The organism is Dolichospermum compactum NIES-806 (assembly GCF_002368115.1).
In the GTDB taxonomy this organism is placed as follows: Bacteria; Cyanobacteriota; Cyanobacteriia; order Cyanobacteriales; family Nostocaceae; genus Dolichospermum; species Dolichospermum compactum.
Map to the genome: position 1 here is coordinate 659,494 of NZ_AP018316.1, position 24,674 is coordinate 684,167.

21 protein-coding genes, 1 pseudogene and 1 CRISPR repeat array (1 of these 23 running past the window's edge) are annotated in these 24,674 nt (G+C 38.8%); of the genes and pseudogenes, 17 read left to right on the plus strand and 5 right to left on the minus strand.

Annotated elements, in window-relative coordinates; genetic code table 11:
* Window positions 1–66 precede the first annotated feature (66 nt).
* The 3 genes and pseudogenes from CA730_RS03080 to CA730_RS03090 all read right to left on the minus strand — a co-directional run bounded on the left by CA730_RS03080 (window position 67) and on the right by CA730_RS03090 (window position 1,647).
* Window positions 67–831 carry an RNA methyltransferase gene (locus CA730_RS03080; RefSeq protein ID WP_096663848.1) on the minus strand — a complete coding sequence of 255 codons (765 nt, stop codon included), beginning with the start codon at window positions 829–831 and terminating at the stop codon, window positions 67–69.
* Window positions 832–882: 51 nt separating this feature from the next.
* Window positions 883–1,053, minus strand: coding sequence for a hypothetical protein (locus tag CA730_RS03085; protein ID WP_231939960.1), 171 nt, complete (start codon window positions 1,051–1,053; stop codon window positions 883–885).
* A gap of 151 nt (window positions 1,054–1,204) precedes the next feature.
* Window positions 1,205–1,647 (minus strand): annotated as a pseudogene (locus CA730_RS03090) (GxxExxY protein).
* A gap of 108 nt (window positions 1,648–1,755) precedes the next feature.
* Between CA730_RS03090 and CA730_RS03095 the strand changes: the two are divergent.
* From CA730_RS03095 to CA730_RS26215, 4 genes are all read left to right on the plus strand, one after another.
* Window positions 1,756–2,106: a translation initiation factor gene (locus CA730_RS03095; protein WP_096663854.1), complete on the plus strand. Its 351-nt coding sequence runs from the start codon at window positions 1,756–1,758 to the stop codon at window positions 2,104–2,106.
* 94 nt (window positions 2,107–2,200) lie between these two features.
* Complete coding sequence (locus CA730_RS03100; RefSeq protein ID WP_035082904.1) at window positions 2,201–2,362, plus strand: YqaE/Pmp3 family membrane protein; 162 nt, start codon at window positions 2,201–2,203, stop codon at window positions 2,360–2,362.
* An 82-nt stretch (window positions 2,363–2,444) separates the two neighbouring features.
* The gene (locus CA730_RS26210) at window positions 2,445–2,849 is read left to right on the plus strand and encodes a hypothetical protein (protein ID WP_330221280.1); all 405 of its coding nucleotides are present in this window, start codon (window positions 2,445–2,447) and stop codon (window positions 2,847–2,849) included.
* Window positions 2,850–2,868: 19 nt separating this feature from the next.
* Window positions 2,869–3,096, plus strand: coding sequence for a hypothetical protein (locus CA730_RS26215; protein ID WP_330221281.1), 228 nt, complete (start codon window positions 2,869–2,871; stop codon window positions 3,094–3,096).
* 236 nt (window positions 3,097–3,332) lie between these two features.
* Here the strand turns inward: CA730_RS26215 and glgP are convergent, their stop codons facing one another.
* Entirely contained in the window at window positions 3,333–5,897 is a 2,565-nt protein-coding gene (gene glgP / locus CA730_RS03110) for an alpha-glucan family phosphorylase (RefSeq protein ID WP_096663857.1), read from the minus strand.
* Window positions 5,898–6,311: 414 nt separating this feature from the next.
* On the opposite strand from glgP, the gene CA730_RS24100 reads away from it, so the two are divergent.
* The 8 genes from CA730_RS24100 (at window position 6,312) to CA730_RS03145 (ending at window position 14,999) form a co-directional block, all read left to right on the plus strand.
* Window positions 6,312–6,560: a hypothetical protein gene (locus CA730_RS24100; protein ID WP_157749909.1), complete on the plus strand. Its 249-nt coding sequence runs from the start codon at window positions 6,312–6,314 to the stop codon at window positions 6,558–6,560.
* A 312-nt stretch (window positions 6,561–6,872) separates the two neighbouring features.
* Window positions 6,873–7,001: a hypothetical protein gene (locus tag CA730_RS25935; RefSeq protein ID WP_255540000.1), complete on the plus strand. Its 129-nt coding sequence runs from the start codon at window positions 6,873–6,875 to the stop codon at window positions 6,999–7,001.
* Window positions 7,002–7,709: 708 nt separating this feature from the next.
* Window positions 7,710–8,399, plus strand: coding sequence for an acyltransferase (locus CA730_RS26220; protein WP_096663863.1), 690 nt, complete (start codon window positions 7,710–7,712; stop codon window positions 8,397–8,399).
* A gap of 253 nt (window positions 8,400–8,652) precedes the next feature.
* A complete protein-coding gene (locus tag CA730_RS03125; protein WP_096663866.1) occupies window positions 8,653–9,576 on the plus strand; it encodes a DUF4351 domain-containing protein in 924 nt (307 codons plus the stop codon).
* A gap of 425 nt (window positions 9,577–10,001) precedes the next feature.
* The gene (locus CA730_RS03130) at window positions 10,002–10,628 is read left to right on the plus strand and encodes a PEP-CTERM sorting domain-containing protein (RefSeq protein ID WP_157749910.1); all 627 of its coding nucleotides are present in this window, start codon (window positions 10,002–10,004) and stop codon (window positions 10,626–10,628) included.
* A 761-nt stretch (window positions 10,629–11,389) separates the two neighbouring features.
* A complete protein-coding gene (locus CA730_RS03135) occupies window positions 11,390–11,506 on the plus strand; it encodes a photosystem II reaction center protein I (RefSeq protein WP_071604835.1) in 117 nt (38 codons plus the stop codon).
* Window positions 11,507–11,612: 106 nt separating this feature from the next.
* A complete protein-coding gene (locus CA730_RS03140; protein ID WP_096663872.1) occupies window positions 11,613–13,967 on the plus strand; it encodes a DUF3769 domain-containing protein in 2,355 nt (784 codons plus the stop codon).
* A 291-nt stretch (window positions 13,968–14,258) separates the two neighbouring features.
* Window positions 14,259–14,999: a Uma2 family endonuclease gene (locus CA730_RS03145; protein ID WP_407919797.1), complete on the plus strand. Its 741-nt coding sequence runs from the start codon at window positions 14,259–14,261 to the stop codon at window positions 14,997–14,999.
* A gap of 76 nt (window positions 15,000–15,075) precedes the next feature.
* On the opposite strand, the gene CA730_RS03150 is transcribed toward CA730_RS03145, so the two are convergent.
* Complete coding sequence (locus tag CA730_RS03150; RefSeq protein ID WP_096663875.1) at window positions 15,076–16,608, minus strand: SagB/ThcOx family dehydrogenase; 1,533 nt, start codon at window positions 16,606–16,608, stop codon at window positions 15,076–15,078.
* 279 nt (window positions 16,609–16,887) lie between these two features.
* On the opposite strand from CA730_RS03150, the gene CA730_RS03155 reads away from it, so the two are divergent.
* From CA730_RS03155 to CA730_RS03175, 5 genes are all read left to right on the plus strand, one after another.
* On the plus strand, window positions 16,888–17,724 hold the full coding sequence (locus tag CA730_RS03155) for an alpha/beta fold hydrolase (RefSeq protein WP_096663878.1): 837 nt from the start codon (window positions 16,888–16,890) through the stop codon (window positions 17,722–17,724).
* Window positions 17,725–17,847: 123 nt separating this feature from the next.
* Entirely contained in the window at window positions 17,848–19,554 is a 1,707-nt protein-coding gene (locus tag CA730_RS03160; RefSeq protein WP_096671247.1) for a serine/threonine-protein kinase, read from the plus strand.
* Between the two features lie 604 nt (window positions 19,555–20,158).
* Complete coding sequence (trpB, locus tag CA730_RS03165) at window positions 20,159–21,397, plus strand: tryptophan synthase subunit beta (protein WP_096671249.1); 1,239 nt, start codon at window positions 20,159–20,161, stop codon at window positions 21,395–21,397.
* A 570-nt stretch (window positions 21,398–21,967) separates the two neighbouring features.
* Window positions 21,968–22,519 carry a CAP domain-containing protein gene (locus tag CA730_RS03170; protein ID WP_096663881.1) on the plus strand — a complete coding sequence of 184 codons (552 nt, stop codon included), beginning with the start codon at window positions 21,968–21,970 and terminating at the stop codon, window positions 22,517–22,519.
* A gap of 91 nt (window positions 22,520–22,610) precedes the next feature.
* The gene (locus tag CA730_RS03175) at window positions 22,611–23,240 is read left to right on the plus strand and encodes a ribonuclease D (protein ID WP_096663884.1); all 630 of its coding nucleotides are present in this window, start codon (window positions 22,611–22,613) and stop codon (window positions 23,238–23,240) included.
* 199 nt (window positions 23,241–23,439) lie between these two features.
* A CRISPR array of direct repeats spans window positions 23,440–24,674; the repeat unit is 37 nt; unit sequence GTTTCAGTCCCCTTGCGGGGATTATGCAAATTGAAAC (it continues 1,344 nt past the right edge of the window).

Sequence of the window (24,674 nt, forward strand, 5' to 3'; positions counted from 1 at the left end):
CAGTGAGGTATAAGAACCCCACCCCTAGCCCCTCCCCGCAAGCGAGGAGGGGGACTGGATTGTCAATTAATCCAGCTTTTTAGGGTTTTTTCTATTAATTGCCCATTCTACCTGTCGTAAAATTCCTCGTAACATTCCCACTTCTGTAGTTTGTAGATAAGCACGATTATATAAATGGCGAAATTTTTCCATCCGACTAGCTGCGGTGTGGGGATAAAGATAACCAATAGAAAGCAACAAAGATTCTAATTGCTGATAGAATCCTTCCATAGCATCTAATGGGGCAATTTCTGAATCGGGTATATTCTGATCTGTAAATAAGTTAGTAGATTGTGATAATTCATAACAACAAATAGAAACCGCTGTAGCTAAATTCAAAGATGGATATTCGGGATTGGTAGGAATAAAAACTAATTTGTGGGCATAATTTAATTCTTCATTAGTTAATCCTCTATCTTCTCTACCAAAAATTAAAGCTACAGGCTTTTCTGCTTCTGCTAATAACCAGGGTAAAGCGGTGTGAGGGGTATCTAGGGGTAGTTCTCCACTGTATTCCCGTCCCATAGTAGCAACGGCACGGACACAGCCCTGTAAGGCTTGTGGTAATGTGTCTACTATGACCGCAGATTCTAGAATATCTTTACCATGAACTGCCATTTTTAAGGCATCGTCTGATGTGCGATCGCATTGAGGATTGACTAATATTAGTTTAGATAAGCCAAAATTTTTCATAACTCTGGCCACTGAACCGACATTCAATGGACCGGCTGGTTCTACTAAGACGATAATTACGTTGTTGTAACTGGTTTTTATATGAATATTTTCTGTCATTGAAAGAGTCTAGCAAAGAAAGTAATAATGATATTAGTATCCAGCAAGTATCTACCATTCATCAAAGTCAACCTTTTCACAATCTTGTTTTATTGCTTCACTCATTAGCTGTAAATCTTCTTTATGTATTGAACCTGCAAAATGCAGTAATTGTTTACCGGGAACACCTTTGATTTTTGAACTTGTTAAATTACGGGCAAATTCTAAGACTTGATATTGCAAGTATTGAGGCAGAATTTTTAATTGTTCAATAACTTGCTACCACGATCTGAAAAGGTCAGACCTCTTGACCGCAATCACATTATAACAATTCAAAGAATTAATGAACCACGAAGGCACGAAGAACACGAAGGAAGAGAAAGAAGAAGAAGAGTTAAGAGGAGAGAATGATGCGTTTAATGCCTTCTTTGAGGACGGGAACGTTAAAATTGATGAGAAGACCAAGAGGACAATTAGTCATTTTTAAATAAGAAATAACTTGCGCTTCATGAATAGGGGCTAACTTTTCCACAGCCTTCAATTCAACAACTAGGGAATCACCAACCAGAAAATCTAATTCACCTTCACCAATCGGATAACCTTTGTATTTTACTGCTACTAAATGTTTAGGTTTATGAGGTATTCCCTTCCCCGTAAACGAAACTCCAAACCTAAAGCCTCTTGATATACCCTCTCCAAAAACCCCGCACCCAACATCCTATGCACCTCAATACCCGCCCCAATCACAGCATAAGCCAACCTCTCCACCTCATCACCCAACCTCCTCATTCTTCCTTCTTCCTCTTCCTTCGTGTTCTTCGTGCCTTCGTGGTTCATTTCCTCTTACCTTCTTACACTCTATCATGTAGCAATTATATATCCAATTACCCCCGCTTAGGCTAAAATTGTTTACAATAAAAGTCTATTTTTCCTGCATTAAATATTATGGCTAATCCCAAATCTGACAAAGGCTTTGTCTACCAAGAATTTGGTAACGGTAGTTCACCCGCACTGGAACGCGCTGTAGAACGGGGAATCCAAGACTTACCCCCCAATCAGCAAAATGTGCGAATCCAAGCTACTCGCGCGGGACGGAAGGGGAAAACTGTGACGGTGATTACTGGTTTTCAAACTACACCGGAAACTTTAGCTACTTTATTAAAACAGTTAAAAGCCCAATGTGGTACAGGTGGAACGGTGAAAGATAATGAAATTGAGGTTCAGGGAGACCACAAACAGAAGATTTTAGATATTTTGGTGAAGTTGGGTTATAAAGCTAAAATCAGCGGTGGTTAAAAGGTGCGGTTTACCAAATTTTTCAGGAATCGTCACCACATTAGGTGATGTTAACTCTAGAAATATAGAACCTCAACAGGAGAATAACATGGATATGGATGTAGTCAGAATTATAGCCGCGATTTTTCTTCCACCTTTAGGAGTGTTTTTGCAGGTCGGGTTTGGTAAGGATTTTTGGATTAATTTACTTTTGACTATCTTTGGTTTTTATATTCTGGGTATTGTTCACGCAGTGTGGATAATTGCGAAGAAGTAATGATCTCAGAGAGGTAGAGGAAACTGGACTATCTCTCTATTTCTTTCCCTAATTTTCAGCCCTTTAAAAGAAGAAGCAGGATATGAAAATAAAGTATCCCATTAATTTTCACAAAGGTTTAACATTCGTTATTGTTTTAGGACTAATGGTTTTATACCATAATTTTACTATTGGAGCTTGGGTTTATCTTTCCCTTCATGGTACTTATGGTTTTCTTTGGCTATTAAAAGATAGGATATTTCCAGATAAGCAATGGGAGCAAGAAATTCCTACTTCCCAAGGAATTATTATCTTTGTTCTCCTTTGTTTGTACTGGGTAGCACCATTCATTCTTATTAGTAGTGGTACTGTTCCCCCTTTACCTTTAGCAGCAGCTGCTATTTCTTTGAATATTGCAGGGGTGTTTTTACATTTTGCTAGTGATGCTCAAAAATACTATACACTCAAGTACAAAACTGGATTAATTACAGAAGGTTTTTTTTGCTAAATGTCGTAATCCTAATTATTTGGGAGAAGTTTTGATTTATCTGGCTTTTGCTATGTTAAGTCAACATTGGCTATCTTTCTTGATTCTGGGGTTATTTATAGCCATGATATTTGTTCCCAATATGCGGAGAAAAGATCAATCTTTATCTCGATATCCTGAGTTTGCGGAATACAAAGAAAATTCTGGTTTGTTTTTTCCTAAGTTATTTAATTCCAGAATTTCTCAAAAAAGAGAACCTACAGCATAACGTCAAATTTACACTTGGAATAATAATGGGACAAAATATCAAGTTACCTGGAAACCAAATGATCCTAATTACATTCGTGTTCAGGTAATTGATAGAGGTAAAGTCGTTTTAAATCGTCTACTCCAAGCTATACCCTAAAATTGTTATGGCGGTTTTTGGCTAAGTGAAATACAAGAACCCCAACCCCCTCCCCGCAAGCAAGGAGGGGGCTGATAAGGTGTTGGTAATAGGACAGATTATTCAGCCCAAGCGATTAATCTGGGTTCATAAGGACTAGAGAGGTATTGATTTCGAGGTAGGACACGCAAAGATAATCCTTGCAAACCAGAGGTTGTGTAGGTGATATTTGCAGTATAAAGACTGGAATTTTCTGGATCTTGTCCTTGATAATCCATGATTACAGGTACAGCATTGACAATATCACCGTTGGCATCAATAGAACCTTGATATAGTTCTACTTGCACATCATCGTTACTTAATGTTGCTAAGTTTACTTTGGCTTTCACCGCTACAGTTTGATTAACTTCAATATCTGATGCTGCGGATACGTCAACATCTTTGATTTTGATGTTAAACCAGTGTTCACCTAATTTTGCTTTCCAGGCGGCTAATTCCTTGGCTGGAGCATAATTATCAACGGTGAGGGTATGATAGCGATCGCTCGCCGGGAAATAAGCTCTCATTGCATATTCTCGCACCATCCGGGCTGTATTAAAGAAAGGACAATTCAACCGAATCGCATCCTTCATTTTTGCTACCCAAGGACGAGGCAAACCATCACCATCACGATGATCATAGAATAGGGGAATAACTTCCTTTTCTAACAACTCATAGAGGGCGTTAGCTTCTATTTCATCTTGGTAATTAGAATCATCATAGTTTTCACCATGTCCTATTGCCCAACCTGTGCGAACATAGTCCGCTTCATCCCACCAACCATCAAGAACACTGAGATTTGGTAAACCATTCATAGCAGCTTTCATGCCACTTGTCCCCGAAGCTTCACGGGGACGACGGGGAGTATTTAACCAGATATCACAACCTGCTACCATTAAGCGGGCGATGTAAATATCGTAGTTAGGGACAAATACCACCTGTTTTTCTAAATGGTGTTCGCGGATAAAGTGGTTAATATCCCGAATTAATTCTTTACCAGGGATGTCTTTAGGATGTGCTTTCCCAGCAATCACAAACTGCACCTTGCGGTGTTTGTTAGCGAGTAAAATCCTTTTAATTCTTTCCAAATCACGCATCCATAGAGTAGCGCGTTTGTAGGTAGCAAAACGACGGGCAAAGCCAATGGTAAAAACGTTAGGATCAAGCACCTCTTGTGCCTGAACAATATCAGAAGCAGAAGCACCGCGATCGCGCAAATGTTTGACTAAATGTTCTCGAACATACAACACCATATCCAAACGGCAGCGCTCGTGATTCCGCCATAACTCCTCATCGGGAATTGCATCCATGCGTTCCCACAGTTGGCTATCAGGTGGCGCTGATGACCAGTTTGGACCAAGATAGCGATCGTATAGCTCTTGCGTAGATTTACTTACACAACTGCGGGCATGGACACCGTTAGTAATAGCAGCAATTGGTACTTCTTCCACAGGAACTTTCTGCCACAAACCTTGGAACATCTGCCGGGAAACAACACCATGCAATTGTGCCACACCATTGGAGAATGTCGCCATCTTCAGTGCTAAAACTGCCATACTGAAAGGTGCAGACAAATCACCAGTATTTTCTCGTCCCAAACCTAAAAACTGCTCTTTCGGTAAACTAAAGATATCTGCATAGTAACCCAAATAATGCAACATCTTATCAGGAGCAAACAAGTCAATTCCCGCGGGAACTGGAGTGTGGGTAGTGAAAATATTACTAGAAGACACCACCTGTTTAGCTTCTCTGTAATTCAGTCCTTTTTCCTGAATCAGAATGCGAATCCGTTCTAACGCAGAGAAAGCCGCATGACCTTCATTCATGTGGTAAGCAGTAACTTCATAGCCCAAGGCTTTGAGCATTTGCACCCCACCTATCCCCAGCATAATCTCCTGGTGGATACGCATATCTATATCACCACCATACAACTGATCGGTGATATCGTGGTCGTAAGCCTTATTCGGCTCAATATTAGTATCAAGCATATACAGGGGTACAGTTCCCACCTGAACACGCCACACCCGTGCATATACCTTGCGTCCAGGATAATCTACCGCAATCCGTAATTCTGTACCATCGGGGTTGCGTTCCAAATGCAAGGGCATATTATAGAAATCATTGATGAGGTAGCGTTCCTGCTGCCAACCATCAGCATTAAGATACTGGGCAAAGTAGCCTTGTTGATACAATAAACCCACACCCACCAAAGGTAATCCCAAATCACTCGCAGATTTCAGGTGATCTCCTGCGAGTACACCCAAACCACCTGAATAGATAGGTAAGCAATCTACTAACCCAAATTCAGCGGAAAAATAGGCGTAACATTCCTTCTGGTGCTGATTTCTTTGTTTTTTATACCAAGTGTATTCCTGCAAATAATCTTCTAACTGCCGTGCTGCTCGGTCTACTTGCGCTAAAAAGCCTTCATCTTCAACAACTTCTAATAGTCGGCTTTGACTGATAGTTCCCAGCATCAATACTGGATTATGGTGACTGGCTTCCCATAAATCAGGATCTAAACGCCGAAATAGGTCTTTACTCTCCACATTCCAATCAAAATGGAGATTATACGCCAGTTTTCGTAAAGGTTCTAGTCTGGACGGTAGTGAAGGAGATACGTTAAAGGTGCGAATTGGCTGCATAGTATACTAAATAATTTACCAAAACTTTAAGTTTAGTCATAGCAGGGAACGGGAAAAAGGAAGATTGAATTTTGATAAAGAATAAATTATTCTGCTACCCGGTAACTGCCCTAACTACAGTTATTGTTGACTATTTTTACCTAATCTTGCCAACTCTTTATACTCTATTTATGATGTTTTCATGACTTTGTTAAGAATTGAAAACTTTTTGATGTTTTATCGGCGATAATAGGTATCGGGGGGTTGACAATTGATTTTAAATTTGTTATGATGAATCTCATAAAAAAGAAATATCTTCAAATTCTATTTAATAAACATAGTCATAATCAGAGTTTAAAGATGCTTGACATACAACCCTTGTAGTAGAGATGTTCCATGGAACGTCTCTGCTTTTTTGGAGATGTCTTTTGAATTGTGCAGAACCGCTTACCATCACGGGGCGGTGTTTATGCTACCACAGCAAATCCACTAACTGACCGTGGTATCTCTTCAGCGAGTCTTGTATACGCCACCGCCACCGTTGCCACCCCTGTACCTTGGGACACGACACCGGGCGCTATGTTACTTACCATCCCTATCCTAGCTTTAATGTACCGATGGAAACAATCCAGAAGTAGAATAGCATTAAAAACCACTGAAAAGCCTGCTGTAACAGTCTCATAAACTTTTTAACCTCCTTCTCTGCTGTTTTCCATACCTAACAGTTCACGAAAACGGCAGAGAAAAGTTTAATTGGGGGATTGATAAATGATTGTAGAGTGAGAAGTTAATAAAAGATTTATACTCAAAACGAGTAATTGAGGTTACATAAAATCACAAAATTATGAAAATTATGTATTTATTTACTCTAATTTTTTTTGATGAAACTTGTTCACTAAACCAAAAATATGTTATGCTTAATAGCAATTGTTCTTAACCAACAATTCCGTCATCAAAATTGTAATTTAGTTAGCCTATAAATCATTTGTGTGCAACATGATTAGAGCCGTATACTCTACAAGTTATTTACAAGAAAGCCGCCACAGCAGTCGCGGTAGTGCCTTCTTGTTTGCACCAATGGTGAATTTTAACATCATGGCAGATGTGGGAGACACTCCACCATAGTAGTTTTTATTTAAAAATAATCATCCCAATTGAATAAAAATCAAATTGTGACACAAAAGAAGTGATTCTAGCACTATTAATACCTACGGAAATTCATTGTTGTGAAAACACAAATATTTAAAGCCATTTGTGAAAAAATATGGCAAAAATCCGCTGGTAATTGATCTGCATGAATATTTCTGTATTCGTAGTTGCATTACCAACTGTCTCAACTTTCCCGATACAGTAAAAGTTGATATGTTTACCAAATTAATCTCATCAGTAGTTTGACAAAATTAACTTCAATCAGGTTATCAGAGAACAAAAAACAGCGTGTGTCATTAATTCTGTCCAATTACTTGCCGAGAGATTAACTGAGACTAACTACTGCTATGCACTGATATTAGCTAGTGAATTTATGCAACCCAGAAAAAGGTGATTAACGTTGCTGATTAATTCAATAGAGGTGCATATAAAAATGAGTCTAAACTTAGATCAAATAACTTATTTAGATATCATTGCGAAACTGTTTAAATCGAAATTTTTTCAGTAATTGAGTACACAATTGACAACTGTAGGCAAACTTATGTATTGCCATAATTGGGAATTTTGTAGATATTTTGGGAGTCCTATGGATGAATTTGCTTGCTTCTAGTATCGAGGAAAATTATTTTTGATCTTCCTGAATTCCTTCTGTCTTAGAAATAATTTATTGATGAGATATGTATCATGATTGAACAAAAATATCCTGCAAAAATTCAAAGATTTCAAGAACTATTAATCACTACTTTATTGGGAGATTTACCAACAATTGCAATGGGACCACAGCTAAGAAGATTGGTATATCAAAATATTTTTGGCAGCATGGGTAATAAAGTTTTTATTCAACATGGAGTGGAAATAACTGGAAGTTCATTTATTGAAATTGGCAACGGAGTGAATATCTTCAAGGGTGTGCGTTTAGATGCCAAAGGACATCAAAACAATAGAATGTATATTAGTAATCAAGTCACAATTGAGCGGAATGTGGACATTGGATGCATGGATAATACTTCTATATATATTGATGAAAATACTTATATAGCTCCTGGCGTATGTATTGCTGGTCAGGGAGATATCCGCATTGGTAAAAACTGTATGATAGCTTCTCATTGTGGCATCTATGCCAATAATCATGTTTTTACAGACTTGTTACTACCCATGAAACAGCAGGGTGTGACTCGTGAAGGAATTACTATTGAAGATGACTGTTGGCTAGGACATGGTGTGACTGTATTAGATGGAGTTACCATTGGTGAAGGTAGCATTATTGGTGCAGGTGCAGTAGTCAATAAAGATATTCCCCCTTATTCCATTGCGGTAGGTGTACCAGCAAAAGTTATCAAACATCGTGTTGCCAATGTAATAGGTAATAGGTAATAGGTAATAGGTAATAGGTAATAGGTAATAGGTAATAGGTAATAGGTAATAGGTAATGGGTAATGGGTAATGGGTAATGGGTAATGGGTAATAGATATTTCCCCTACTCCCCCTACTCCCCCTACTCCCCCTACTCCCCTTTACCTGGTATGGAATCTCTCTTTCATGGTTAACTAATAACACAGATGTGGGATGCGATCGCCATGACCCCAAAAATGTTAAATTAATATATGTATTAGCAAAGGTCGAATAAATGACAAGATTTATACATGACCAATTCGCCAAAGATTATTTAGAAGAACTGCTAAAACCTTATGGAAAAGTAGAAGCACCCAGTCATGTATCTGGAGAAGTACGTGAAATAGACGTATTATTTACACCATTTCTTGAACAAAAAGCGGATATAGCATCATTAGGTTTATTAGGTAAACTAGCCACCACACTAGCCATATTTGAACCATTTCGCAACCCAGCCTCAACAGAAGAAATATGTGATTGTCTATTAAAATTATTAGAAGTTAGAGGTGCATTAAAACGAGAAGCAAAACGTAATGCAACCAAAATAGCAGAAAGTAATTTTCCTAAATTATGGATTCTCACACCCACAGCGTCTAAAAAACTGCTATCAGGATTTCATGGTACATTGGAATCAGGTTCTTTACCAGGAATATACTATTTACCAGAGTCTTTCCGCGCAGCAATTATTGTCATTCATCAATTACCACCTATTCCAGAAACATTGTGGTTAAGACTTTTGGGAAGAGGAACGGTACAAAAACGAGCAATTGATGAATTAGCTGCGTTACCATCAAATCAGCCTTATGTGAAAATCACATTAGAATTACTTTACAACCTACAACAAAACTTGAGAATAAATCAAAGTCCAGAAATAGAAGCAGAAGATAGGGAGTTGATTATGAGATTAGCACCACTTTACCAACAAGAGCGAGAACTCGCTAGACAAGAAGGACTACAAGAAGGAGAACAACGAGGCCTACAACAAGGAGAACAACTTCTGATTATCCGTCAGTTAAATCGCCGCATTGGTACAATGGACTCATCATTGATTCAACAAGTCCAAAAATTACCTGTTGCACAACTAGAGGAATTAGGAGAAGCCTTGTTAGATTTTACCTCAGTTACAGATTTACAAACTTGGTTACAATCTGTTAGCTAATCTTTTTCAAAAGACCGTTTATGATGTTTTCATGACTTTATGAAGAATTGAAAACTTTTTGATTTTTCCCGCCGAAAATTGGGATTAGGGGCTTGACAATTGATTTTGAATTTGTTATCATGGAGTTGATAAGGAAGAACTATCTTAAAATTCTATTTAATAGATATAGGCCGAGTTTAAAGATGCTTGACATAAAACCCTTGTAGTAGAGACGTTCCATGGAACGTCTCTACTTTTTTGGAGATGTCTATTGAATTGTGCAGAACCGCTTACCATCATGGAGGCGGTTGTTTTTCGGCATAAACAGACGAGATATGAGAGTTTTCGATAAAATCTTGTAAAAGTTTGTAAAAAAAGAGACAATAAGACCATTGCTACTATACTGAGATATAGGTCAAATTCAAACATGAATACAAAGATATATCATGATGAAACTATCTCAGATTCTGCCATTAGTTGTTGTCGGTGGTGCTTTAGCCACTAGCCTTGTCGCATGGGAAAAGCCAGCACAAGCAATCCAACTATTCAATTTCAGTTTTAACAATGTTCAGGGTCTAGTTAATGGGACTGTATCAGGTACGTTAGAATTGCCAAATGGTAATGGAACATTTGCGGCTACGTCTATGAAAATAAATTCAGCCCCTGCTGCACTAGGATATACTCAACCTGTAAATGTGTTATCGTATTTTCAGGATGTAGTAAACAATTCCTTTACAGTATCTAATGGCACGATTACGGCAAGCTCCTTTGCAGCGCAAACTAATTCTTCTTCAGAAGGGTTGTCTCTCAATTTCGTGCCAGGTACTTATGGTTCAACTTTAACTAAGGTTGGTCAATATGACCTGTTTTCAGGAGTAGCAGACATCAACTCTACAACTCTTACATACTCCCCCGCTACCCCCGTACCCTTTGACATCAGTCCAGGTGCTATATTACCCACCATTCCCATCTTAGCTTTAATGTACCTATGGAAACAATCGAGGAATAGAATGGCGTTAAAAACCATTAGTAATCCTGATGTAACAGTTTCGACATATAGACAAGTAGGTTAACACAATAAAACCAAACTCTGTCAAGAAAAGTAGGCGTTGCTGAAACCAGGTATGAATTTAGGTGTAGAGACGAGAATCCCTACATGAGGAACGTCTCTACAAGGGTTTTGAAATGATCAAAAATCATTTTCATATCTCAAATCAGCAACGCCGAAAAGTAACATGATTGAAAAATTCTTCACCCTTGCAAGAGTGCTATAACGACAATTTTTTGTTATCAACCATTTTAATTTGTAGGTTGGGTTGAGGTACGAAACCCAACACAGTCTATAAGTATATGACATTTACAGCAAGTAGCTTTGAGTGAGGTACACCTTGTGCGGGCAAGATGCCCGCACCACAAGAGTTTTATTATTAATATTTGTACTTCATAAGATCGGGAACTGCTGTAATGTTGAGGTACGAAACCCAACACAGTCTATAAGTATATGACATTTACAGCAAGTAGCTTTGAGTGAGGTACACCTTGTGCGGGCAAGATGCCCGCACCACAAGAGTTTTATTATTAATATTTGTACTTCATAAGATCGGGAACTGCTGTAATGTTGAGGTACGAAACCTAACACAGTCCATAAGTATATGACATTTAATGTTAAGGTACGAAACCTAACACAGTCCATAAGTATATGACATTTAATATTGGGGTTTCACTTCCTTCTACCCAACCTGCGGGACTGCTGTTCCCTATTCCCTCGCCAAAGGTACAAGATATAGGTAAGATAAATTAGTTGCTATTTACCAAACCTCCGGGAGTTAGTTCTATGTTGAGTTTAAAAATTGCTGTTTATATCGTTGTCGGCTTGTTTGTGAGTATCTTCATCTTCGGGTTTTTGTCCAATGACCCAGCCCGTAACCCCGGTCGTCAAGACTCAGAATAAATATACAACAAATCACCTTTAGTGGCCGGAAGGTAGAAACAGGCTAATATGTAATTCAACCTTCCGGCTACTTTTTGCTTTTTGATCAGCTTAATTGCCTCAAAATATGTTTCATCCAGTCCTTTCACCTCAGCCACCGCCAAGTCTTGAAGCGTCAAAACCTGTTTCTGATCTCGCTGCTACTGCTGTTATTCAAGTAAAAAATGATCAACAAAAACTGATCATTGATGGTAAAAATCAACAAGATCGGTATCAATCAACTACCAAGCCAGTCAATGATTCTCCCTTATCCCGACTAGAAAACTCAGGTGGGGAATTTTCCATTATTCAAGGTCAAAAACGCAAAATTATTTATATTATAGCCGGACAGCAGGTTTTAACAGGAACATCAACACCCCCGGTAGAAAAAAATCACGTAAATTTACAGGAATCAGGGGGAAAGGTTGATCTATTGGTTGGTGAAAAGACACCATCTTTACCAGTACAAAATCTGATTGAATTTAAGCTGCGTAATCCTCAAGATCAGTCAAAACCTGGTAATTTAGCAGTTCCCCCGTTACCGCAAATTTCAGAAGCAAAGAAGATATCACCGCAAAAAACAAGAATTGTGGAAGTAATTGCCGATCGCCAGGAGTATGATGAGCAAAGGCGAGTTGTAACTGCTGATGGTAATGTTGTTGTCAGGTTTGATGGGGCAGTGATTGATGCCGATACCCTACAAATTAATTTGGATAATTTGATTACGGTGGGGGAAGGTAATGTGGTTTTAACTAGAGGTAATCAGGTACTCCAGGGACAACGGTTTACCTATAATTTTATTCAAGATAATGGGGATTTAGAAAACGGTAAAGGTGAACTTTATATCCCCACAGCAGGTACAGATTTTGCTTTTTCACCAACTCTACCTACAGATATTACGGCAGGGGGTGTATCTAGCCAGCCGTTAAGTAATCGCATTCGCGCTAATCAGCCGCTGACGAGTGTGAATAGTTCAGGGGGTATACAATTTGGTGCTAGTGGTCAATCAGATGCGCGAAATGTCCCTGCACCTGAGTTTGGGGGTACGGTGAAACGATTCAGGTTTGAAGCTCAACGGATTGAATTTTATCCGCGAGGTTTTCAAGCGCAAGATGTGAGAATTACTAATGATCCTTTTTCACCACCGGAATTAGAATTAAGAGCGGAGCAGGTAAATGTGACACGGGAAGCGCCTTTGATAGATAAAATTACTACCCAGCGTCAAAGGTTGGTTTTTGATCAAAACGCTGTTATCCCTCTGCCTGTTAATAGTCGGACAATAGATCGTCGTCCACGTAAAGTAAATCCTACTATTGTTGCTGCTGGTTTTGATAAGGGTAAACGAGATGGTTTGTATCTAGAACGGGATTTTGAAGCAATTAATGCTAATCAAAAACGCTGGACGATTACGCCCCAGTTTTATCTGCAAAGGGCTTTTAAGGATAGCGAGAATGTGCCTAGTTTATTTGGGGTGAAGACTAGGTTAAATGCTGTTTTTAGTCCGAAAACTATTTTGGAAGGTGCGGGGGAGTTAACTAGTTTTGATTTCAATCAGTTAGAAAATAATTTGCGCGGAAGTTTGCGGTTACGCCAAAATTTGGGTAATGTTAATCCTTATATATTGAGTTTAGAATCTATTTACCGCGATCGCTTGTATAATGGTAGTCTTGGTTATCAAACTGTCCAAAGTAGTCTCGGTGGTATCATCAGTTCTCCCATTATTCCTTTAGGCAAAACCGGTATCAATCTTAGTTATCAAGGCGGCGCTCAATATATAGATGCAAATACTGACCGTCAAGATTTACTCTCACCAGGACGAAAAAACGATCGCATTTCTCTGGGTCGTTTACAAGGAACTGTGGCCTTGAGTGGTGGTATCAATTTGTGGCAAGGGCAACCATTGGCCGCTACAGCTAGTGAGGGATTAAAATATACACCTAATCCTATCGTACCGTATTTGCAGGCGATCGCAGGTGTCACAGCAACTACTAGCTATTATAGTAGCAGTGATAACCAAAGCACCTTAACTGGGACTATCGGCTTAGTAGGACAGATTGGCAACTTTTCTCGCCCTTACTTGGATTATACCGCCTTTAATCTCACCTACTCCCAAGGAACTAATAGCGGTTTATCACCCTTTCTTTTTGATCGTTCAGTAGATAACAAAGTCCTGAATGCAGGCATTTCTCAGCAAATCTATGGACCACTTAAGTTAGGTTTGCAAACATCCATTAATCTAGATACAGGTAAAGAAACTAGCACTGATTACATAGTCGAATACAGCCGTCGCACCTATGGGATTACCCTACGGTATAATCCGGTGCTAGAATTAGGCGGCTTTAGTATTCGCATTAGTGACTTTAATTGGACAGGTGGCACAGATCCATTTTCTAGTGAAGAAGTTAAACCCGTTGTTGGTGGTGTAATCCGTCAAGATAATTAAAAATCCGTAGGGGCAACCCCCCGTATTTGCCCAGCAATTCTCATTTTGAAAAAAATAAGGTTAGAATTGCAGATTATAAGCATTACGCGGGGAAAAAGGTCTGAATCACGGATTAGACGGATTGCGCTGATTTCACGGATTTTAGTAACTTTTATCGGACAAAAATATTTACAGTCATTGCGAGGGAAGAGAAGCAATCACGTTCACGAAGTGTGGCGTATCCCTGCGAACTGCTTGCAGCAGCGCTTCGCTATCGCCGGAGGCATCAGCCATAACCCAACATTATCAAGGATTTTGTTGGGTTTCGCTATCGCTCAACCCAACCTACATTTCCTTAACCGACAAGTATTGGAATCTGACAGTACGCCTGTGTTAGCGAAGCGTACCGTAGGTCAAAATTGGCAAGAACATTTTCAAGGTACTTTACTAACAGAATCTATCAAACCCACACTACAAAAATACCACCCAGATGGTCAATATTGTATTGGACAGGATTTAGGTATCTATTGGAAAATGACGTACACTCCAGAATGCGGTGCAGAATTTCCAAAATGGTTTTATGTGCCGAACGTGCCACCTATTGTCAATGGTGAAATACGACATTCTTATGTACTTTGGCAGGAATTTATTGCTCCATTAATTGTCTTGGAATTTGTTTCTGGAAATGGTGATAAAGAACGAGATAAAACTCGCTGGAAAGGTAAATTTTGGATTTATGAACAGGTGATTCATCCGGCTTTTTATTGTATTTATGAAGTGAACAAAGCCAGTATAGAAGTTTATCATTTCATTGAAGGACAATATCAATTATTAGCAGCCAATGAACGTGGACATTATCCGATTGCCGTTTTGGGAATTGAGTTAGGAATTTGGCAGGGTAAATATCAAAATTTGGAATTACCTTGGCTACGGTTCTGGGATTCACAGGGTAATTTGTTGTTAAGTGGTGAGGAAAGGGCCGAATTAGAACGCCAGAAAAATGACCGTCTAATTGCCCAATTAAAGTCTCTTGGTATTGAACCAGAAGTTTAATGATGATGTTGTGATTATCGTTGACGTTGTAAGCAGGGGAATAATTTCTTTCTTCTTTCTCCTGACTCCTGTACTTCTACCTGGGTTTTCCTAGTGTCGTAATATAGATTACTGCTTCATCCACAGGAATACCTAAGACATCATTTACTTGGTCATCAAAAAACCCGGCGATACCACTGACACCTAAGTTAAGCCAAATGGCTGCTAAATTAAGCCTTTGTCCTAAAATACCTGCATCTAAGTGTAAATAACGATAAACACGATCTCCATATTGAGCGATCGCATTTTTTAAATCAGCGGTATGAAATAATACTGCACCTGCATCTCTGCCTAATTCCTGTCCTAAACATAAGAAATGTAATTCTCGACGGAAATTTTTAAACCGAATTTGCCGTAATTCTTGGGCTTTAGGTGCGTAATAATAACAGCCTGGATCTAATCCTTGCACTCCAGAAACAGCTACAAATGTTTCTATTAAATTCAAATCAAAATAATCAGGGTGAGGATCTAAATTTTGGTCAATATAATTTTGTGGCTGATAAGTAAAATCAAGTAAAGCTTTCAGTTCATCAAAACTTAAATCTTCACCAGTATAAGCACGAGTAGAACGGCGTTTATAGATAGTATTCGATAAATCTGCTAAATCTTCTCCCCAATAGATTGGTGTAGTTCGAGTCGAAAATTTTTGACAAAAAGGTAAGTTATACTTATCTTCTAAAGACGTTTCTAGTTCTAAATTTGGTAAATTTAACTTACTACTGTTATTCACTGGAATTTGAGTATTGAGATGAAAATATTTCAGCAATTCACCATCAGGAATAGATGGATAATTAGTGGCAGTTGTCGAAGGTAAAGCAGTCCGTCCTAGTGGTAAATTTTGATGCACATCTAACAAATCTGCCAAAGCTAAAACAGCAGTTGTTCCTTCTTGTTCATGATCAATATAAAGTAATTCATTAACAGCTTCATCAGCAAAACCGCCAATTAAATGAGAGCGATAATCAGCAATATTACAAGCCAACTGAATATTACTTAAAAGATGCCCCGTATCCAGAAAAATCCGCCGATAAGCCCTGTCTTCATAACGCCAAGCCGAACGATAAAAGACCGCAGTTGTAATTATAGCTAATTGGGTACTTTCTAGGGAAGGATGCCAAAAACAAGCAGATTGTAAACTTTGCCAAACATCACTTTCCCAAAAGTGCATTAAAGAATGAGTTCGACATTGATAGTTATAAAGTCCCGGCGGTAATAATGGTGTCCCGCGAGAAACTAAATATACCTCAGCCGGATATAAACCCCCCGCACTAGGCGCAGAGCGTAAGTATACTGTATTACCCAAAGAGGGCATTTTAGCCGTGAGTCCATAACTGTGAAATAATAGTTGAGAAAGCCGCCACCACCATTTGGTATCTTGTTGATTGGCAACAGTTGCCGCTGTTTCTTGCAGATAAGGTTTGAGGTCAATATCAGAGCCAATTTTGTACTCTTTGAACGGTACTGGTTGTTTATTCCAGTCTAAATTACGACTTTTACCAGCCAAGGTTTCTGGGTGGTACTTAGTCCGGTCATGATAGTGTTGGGCAATGGATTGTTCTATTTCTGGCATAGTAATTTTAATATCCCATAGCAGGGAACAGGGAACAGGGAACAGGGAACAGGGAACAGAAAGGTTGAAAGTCTTTTGCTCTATGGCTTTGTAGGTAATTTTTGTATCTTATTCAAGTGCATATCACCATAGTGTATTCCTATTCTTGATTTTGACATTTATTAGTTCCATTAATTCGTGCTAATCAGTACAATCATCAAAATTAAAAATTAACCCCAAAAAAGTTATTTTTCTGGTATAATTTCCTGTTCCCCTGTCCTGGAAAAGATTGACAAAATGATGCCTGTACGTCAAACTCTATCAACATCTGATATTCAACTTTCTTATTTAGAATGGAATCAAGGTCAAAAACCATTACTGTTATTACATGGTATGGCCGATAACGCCCTAGTTTGGTCCAGTTTGGGAGATTATTTAGCAGCAAATTACCATATAGCTGCACCAGATATGCGTGGTCATGGTGAGAGTAGTAAGCCAGAACAAGATTATAGCTTTGCCAGTGCGATCGCTGATTTGGAAGCATTAATGGATAAACTAGGATGGTCTGCGGCTCATATCGTCAGCCACTCCTGGACAGGGAAATTAGCCGCTATTTGGGCTAGAGAGAACCCAACCAGATTAAAAAGTATCACCTTAGTAGATCCCATTTTTATCTGGAAAATGCCCAGTTTCCTAAAAATCACATTTCCTCTCTTGTATCGCGTCTTACCTTTCCTCAAAAGCATGGGACCATTTGCCAGTTACCAAGAAGCTGAACAAAAAATTAAACAACTCAGTCAATATCAAAATTGGAGTTCTTTGCAACAGCAAGTTTTTCAAGCCGCAATTGAACAAAAACCCAACGGGACCTGGGGTAGCAAATTCACCATAGCTGCCCGTGATGGCATTTTTGACGCAGTTATGGAAGTACCAGGTTTTATTCACCCAATTGACACACCTGCCCTCTTTATACAACCTGAAAAAGGTGTCAACCGCCAAAATTGGCAAATTCAACCTTACAAAACCAACCTCAAAAACTTAAATCTGTGTCAAGTTCCCGGAAATCATTGGCCATTTTTAACCAACCCCACAGAATTTAATCAAACAGTCGCCACTTTTTTAGCATCACAAACATGAGATAATTTCAAATTGGTAATTGGTAATTGGTAATTGGTAGAAAGCAAAATTAAAGATACATATTTACCTCTTACCCCTATTCCCTGTTCCCTATTCCCTATTCCCTATTCCCTGTTCCCTATTATGACCCTTTGCATTAATCCAGTTTGTCCTCAACCCAACCATCCAGATAATGACGAAAACCGTTTTTGTCAAAGTTGTGGTTCTCAATTGGAATTGATAGGACGTTATCGAGTATTACGTTTATTGAGTGATAAAACTGGATTTGGTAAAATTTACGAAGCCTACCAACAAGACACCCCAAAAATCCTCAAAGTCCTCAAAGAAGAATTAACAAATGATAGTAAAGCCTTATCACTATTTCAACAAGAAGCCAACGTTTTACAACAACTAAATCATCCAGGTATTCCGCAAACAGAAGGTTATTTTCCCTATCAAACCAGAAATAATCTCATGTTGCATTGTATGGTGATGGAAAAAATTGAAGGCCCAAATTTAGAACAATGGTTAAAACAACAACAAAACCGTCCCATTTCTGAAGCCCAAGCCATAGTCTGGTTAAAACAACTATTAGAAATATTGGATTTAGTTCATAACCAACAATACCTGCATAGAGATATTAAACCATCAAATATCATGATTCGTCCAGATGGACAATTAGTATTAATTGACTTTGGTACAGCTAGAGAAATTACCAGAACCTATCTAACAAATGGTGGAGGAATGACAGCAATTTCATCATCAGGTTATAGCCCTCCAGAACAAATGCGAGGACAAGCCATACCTTCATCAGATTTCTTCGCTTTAGGACGGACATTTGTATTTTTATTAACGGGATTTCCACCCAAACAATTATATGATCCTCATTTAGATGTTTTACAATGGCGACATCATGCCAATCATATTTCTCCATTATTATTAGATTTCATTGATTGGTTAATGTCCACAGAAGTCAATCAACGTCCTAGCAATGCTGAAGAAATTTCCAGAAGATTAGCAGAAATTGAAAATAACCTCACAAGAAATACCTCCGCAACCGTGAATATTGGCGGGTTAGGAAAAACAGAAATAATTAATAACCCAACTACCAATAATACCGTTATTACCACGCAAAAACAACCTAAAAAATTACCATTATTATCCTGGTTTACAGCTTTAATAGTTTCTTTATTACTACTTTGGTGGGTATCATTAGCATTCAGAAATACTAAATTTGTGGCTTTACCTCCTGACTATGGACAAGCACCAGTTAAACAAGGCAAAGTTGATTATTTTCCCTATGAAGAAGGAAAAGATAGTCAAGGGAGAGTTGCCGAATTCAATATTGCCGTCTTATCAGTAGAATATAAATGGCAATTAGGTAGCACATATCAAATTAAATATAATGATCAAACTATTACCCTTGATTCCTTAAAATCTAATTTAGAACAAGAAGGAATTCAGAAAATTATGGAAAATCCCAGCGAAATTATTTCCGTAGGAACAGCTTCTTGCGAAGGTGATATTACCGCCGAACAAAGTCGCGCCTTAGAACGTTCTAAGCAAATCCAACTATTAGTAAAAAAGATATTTAGTAGCACACCCAGTGTCAAAGGTTATCGCTTATTAAATTTGGGACAATTTCAGCGAAAAGATTGTCAAGCAAGCCTTGATTCAACAGCTTATCAACGCAGTATTATTATCATTGGTGTCAAAAAACAAGCTGAAGGGGTAATATTAGATGAAGCCTTAAGAGATAGATTAGAGAAAAAGCCTTTTGCTGATTTTAAATTAGAGGATTATTCTCTCGGTTCAATAGATAAATTTAAAACAGTACCTAGTAATTTATAGTAATTATCTATTGCTCACGAGGGAATAAGATAAAATTCTCTTATTTAACTCTTATTTAAGTAGAGAACTCTCTAGTACAGGTCGGCGGAAATAAACAGACCATTCCAAACTACTGGAAAGCTCATTGTATATTCGTTTTGACCCACATTCCGCAGAAGCGTAAACTAAAAAATAATTATCCCCAAAAACTATTATTGGTAAGGCTTTCCATGATATTAGTTCGGATGAACCACAAAATACCTATTAGGAATTTATGTCATTTATTGACAAAATTTTTGGAGAAAAGTTTGTACAACCCTGAATCCTTCGTGATAATTATTCAGAAGTGGATTTGATCTGCGGAATGTGGGTTTTGACTTTTGACTTTTGACTTTTGACGAACGCCCTGCGGTACTACTTCCCATGCTCCGCGTGGGAATACAGTTAAGAGGCTCTGCCTCAATTATAATTGGAGGTAGAACCTCTAAAATGGCATTCCCAGTCAGAGACTGGGAACGAGAAACGAGAATTGTGGAGATTGGGAAGGGGGGGACTAGCTAGAAGCCCTGACTACAATATTGTTCTAGAATTACAATTAACTTTGTTCTCTTATTTTACCCAATCCGTGACTACTACTCCTCTCTCTGCAAATTTCTCACAAACTGCTTCAGTACCTGATACTCTAGGACGTTTTGGCCGCTTTGGTGGTAAGTATGTTCCTGAAACTTTGATGCCGGCGTTGGCTGAATTAGAAGCAGCATATCAGCAGTATCGCCATGAATCTGCTTTTCAAGCTGAATTACAAGGTTTATTGAAGGATTATGTCGGACGGGCTACTCCTTTGTACTTTGCTGAACGGCTGACTGCTAATTATGCTCGTCCTGATGGTACGGGAGCGCAAATTTATTTAAAACGGGAAGATTTAAATCATACTGGCGCACATAAGATTAATAATGCTCTCGGTCAGGTGTTATTAGCCAAGCGCATGGGTAAACGGCGGATTATTGCGGAAACTGGTGCAGGACAACATGGTGTAGCAACGGCGACTGTTTGCGCTCGGTTTGGTTTGGAATGTGTGATTTATATGGGTGTTCACGATATGGAACGCCAATCTTTAAATGTGTTCAGAATGCGCCTGATGGGGGCGGAAGTTCGTCCGGTGTCTGCGGGGACGGGAACGCTCAAAGATGCAACTTCTGAAGCCATCCGGGACTGGGTAACGAATGTGGAAACGACTCATTACATTCTGGGTTCTGTGGCTGGTCCCCATCCTTATCCGATGATGGTTCGGGATTTTCATGCGGTGATTGGTGAGGAAACTCGCGCTCAAGCTATGGAAAAATGGGGCGGTTTGCCTGATATTCTGGTGGCTTGTGTGGGTGGTGGTTCTAATGCTATGGGACTATTTCACGAGTTTGTGAAAGAATCATCTGTGCGGTTAATTGGGGTGGAGGCTGCTGGTGAGGGTGTTAATACTGGCAAACACGCAGCTACTTTGACAAAGGGACAGGTTGGTGTGTTACATGGTTCGATGAGTTATCTTTTGCAAGATGATGATGGACAGGTGATTGAACCCCATTCTATTAGCGCTGGGTTGGATTATCCTGGTGTGGGGCCTGAACACAGTTATATGAAGGATATTGGCAGGGCTGAATATTACAGTGTTACGGATGCTGAGGCTTTGGAAGCGTTCCAACGATTGTCCAAGTTAGAGGGTATTATACCAGCTTTGGAAACTTCTCATGCGATCGCTTACCTGGAAACTCTCTGTCCTCAACTTGCTGGTAGTCCTAAGCTCATTATCAACTGTTCTGGGCGCGGCGATAAGGATGTGCAAACGGCGGCTAAGTTCTTAATTCACTAATTATACCCAACAGGGCTTAATTATTTGATTCACAAGGTAGGGGTTTAGCAGCCTGCCTGGGAATAAATTCCCAGTCTGATAGCAAAAGTCATCTGAAGATGACTAAATAATCCAGAAATTTTTGAGTAAACTTTAGTTTACTTTCGCTATTAGCCCGGAAATTTATTTCTGGGCGGGTGTGGAAGCCAAACAAATAAGGCATCTGTAGCTTAAGTTGACACCATTAAGCTCTTGTTTTACCCCTACTGCTATTCCTTCTTTGATCTAATTCTTCCTCGGTGACTCCTGACTCCTGCTACAAGTTTTTGTCAAAAATAATTGATTAATAAAGATAGTATCTATGACATCTATCATTGGATACTATTTATTACTAATGATTTTGATTAATAATGTAGTGTAAATAACATCTATTAGTTTTATAGTCATGAGTGAGATATGACTGCTTTGAATTGTGAAAATTTGATGATTCTTTAGTTTATATTCGGCAAATAGTATCCTGGTAAGTATTCTGATAATCAGAAGATAGAGTATATATCCAGTAAATCCATACATTACTTAGCTTAAAAATCTATGTTACGACAAACTGCTTTTGGCATCGCTTTAAGTACGCTTGTCATCGCTAGTGGCTATATGACTGCTGCGAATCCAGATAATAGTTCTGCTAAACAAACTGGCGGATATCAGCCTTCATCACTGGTGACAAGTCAAGCCAAAATATCTAATCTTGGGTTTGAAACTACTAATTTAGAGAAATCGGTTTTTACTCAAATTAATCAATATCGGGCAAAACGCGGGCTAAAACAACTAAATTTAAGCGAAAAAATCAGTCAGCAAGCCAGGATTCACAGTCAAAATATGGCGGCGGGTGAAGTTCCTTTTAGCCATCAAGGATTTGAACAGCGGGTGATGGCGATTCCTCTTAAATACACTAGTGCGGCAGAAAATGTGGCTTATAATACTGGATATAGCAATCCTGCCAATGAGGCGGTTTCTGGTTGGTTAAAAAGTCCCGGTCATCTGAAGAATCTTCAGGGTAAATATAATTTAACTGGGGTTGGTGTGGCTACTAATCACAAGGGGGAAGTGTATTTAACGCAAATATTTTTGAATGCTAATAAGTAGGGCTTGCTGATGGGGTAGGAGTCAGGGGGAAGAAAGAAATTTTGGGTCATGTTGTCTGGCAAAATAAAGATAATTTATATTTGATAAGTTCATGACATTACAAGATTTTCAGGTTAGCGATCGCGATTTAAGTGATGAAATTCTGGCTGAGTATTTAAAATCTCCGGCGATCGCTGTTGATACGGAAACGATGGGACTTTTACCTGGGCGCGATCGCTTGTGTCTGGTTCAACTCTGCAACCCGGAAGGACAAGTTACTGCTATTCGGATCGCTAGAGGACAAACGGTAGCACCAAATTTGAAAGTCTTAATGGAAGCAACTGATATTGTCAAAGTTTTCCACTTTGCTAGGTTTGATATTGCTACTTTACGGCAGAATTTAGATATTATTGTACAGCCCATTTTTTGTACTAAAATTGCTAGTAAGTTAGCTAGAACTTATACAAATCGTCATGGTTTAAAAGATGTGGTTTTAGAGTTGGAAAAGGTGGAATTAGACAAAAGTTCCCAATGTTCTGATTGGGGTAATGCTAGTAATTTATCTGATGCACAATTAAGTTATGCGGCTAATGATGTCCGTTATTTGTTAAGTGTACGAGAAAAGCTTACAACTATGTTAGAACGGGAAGAACGTTGGCAAGTTGCCCAAGAATGTTTTCAAGTTTTACCCACAATAGTTACTTTAGATTTATTACAATTCAAAGATTTATTTGAACATTGATAATATTGCTCATGGTTTCAATTTAAGCTATGGATTATTTGCTAGTTTCTACACCCGCCAAGAACTTAAGTTCCTGTCTAATAGCTAAAGTAAACTAAAGTTTACTAATGAATTTTTGGGTTATTTTAGTCATCTTTAGATGACTTTGGCTATTAGACTGGGAATTCATTCCCAGTCGGGCTTCAATGATCATGTTTGTGTTTCAGTCCCCTTGCGGGGATTATGCAAATTGAAACCACTCCCATTATGGCAATCCAAATAAAGCCATATATGTTTCAGTCCCCTTGCGGGGATTATGCAAATTGAAACCCCACCGTATGGCGAGAAAATATCCCAGTCTTCTGGTTTCAGTCCCCTTGCGGGGATTATGCAAATTGAAACATAGTGCAGAAGATATCAAAGAATCAAAGCAAAGACTAGTTTCAGTCCCCTTGCGGGGATTATGCAAATTGAAACGTAAATTTTCCAGAGGATAGATTAAAAATAGTTTTTGTTTCAGTCCCCTTGCGGGGATTATGCAAATTGAAACATGATGGAAAATTATATTTGTATGGGAGTGAAGTTTCAGTCCCCTTGCGGGGATTATGCAAATTGAAACTCTGTCTCTGTATTAATGCACATAATAGATGGCGGGTTTCAGTCCCCTTGCGGGGATTATGCAAATTGAAACTTGATATTATAGTTGATTCTACCATAAGTTGTCAAGTTTCAGTCCCCTTGCGGGGATTATGCAAATTGAAACACAACTTCAAAATCCTTTTAAAAGAGTGTGAGTCTGTTTCAGTCCCCTTGCGGGGATTATGCAAATTGAAACTTTTGCTTAAATTCTGGAGAATTTACGCTGTCGTGTTTCAGTCCCCTTGCGGGGATTATGCAAATTGAAACTTGGGATCTATTGAATAGTGGTAATGGTAATATTGATATTGAATGTTTCAGTCCCCTTGCGGGGATTATGCAAATTGAAACTCATTCTACGCTGCATTTCAGCGCGTGGCGATTTATGTTTCAGTCCCCTTGCGGGGATTATGCAAATTGAAACTAATGCGGTAATAAAAAGTGATAGCGTGTAATTAATGTTTCAGTCCCCTTGCGGGGATTATGCAAATTGAAACCAAAGCATTAATAGTAATAGACATGAATATGGAGTTTCAGTCCCCTTGCGGGGATTATGCAAATTGAAACGAGATTATCTATTTCGATAGAGGGGATGATGGATATGTTTCAGTCCCCTTGCGGGGATTATGCAAATTGAAACATAGGAAACTCCTATTTTTAGAGGTATCCTACGTTTTCGAGTTTCAGTCCCCTTGCGGGGATTATGCAAATTGAAACCTGCAAAGCATTCTTGTAAATCCCCGAAGTGGCAAGTTTCAGTCCCCTTGCGGGGATTATGCAAATTGAAACACAAGAAAGAATCAATGAGTTTATTAATAA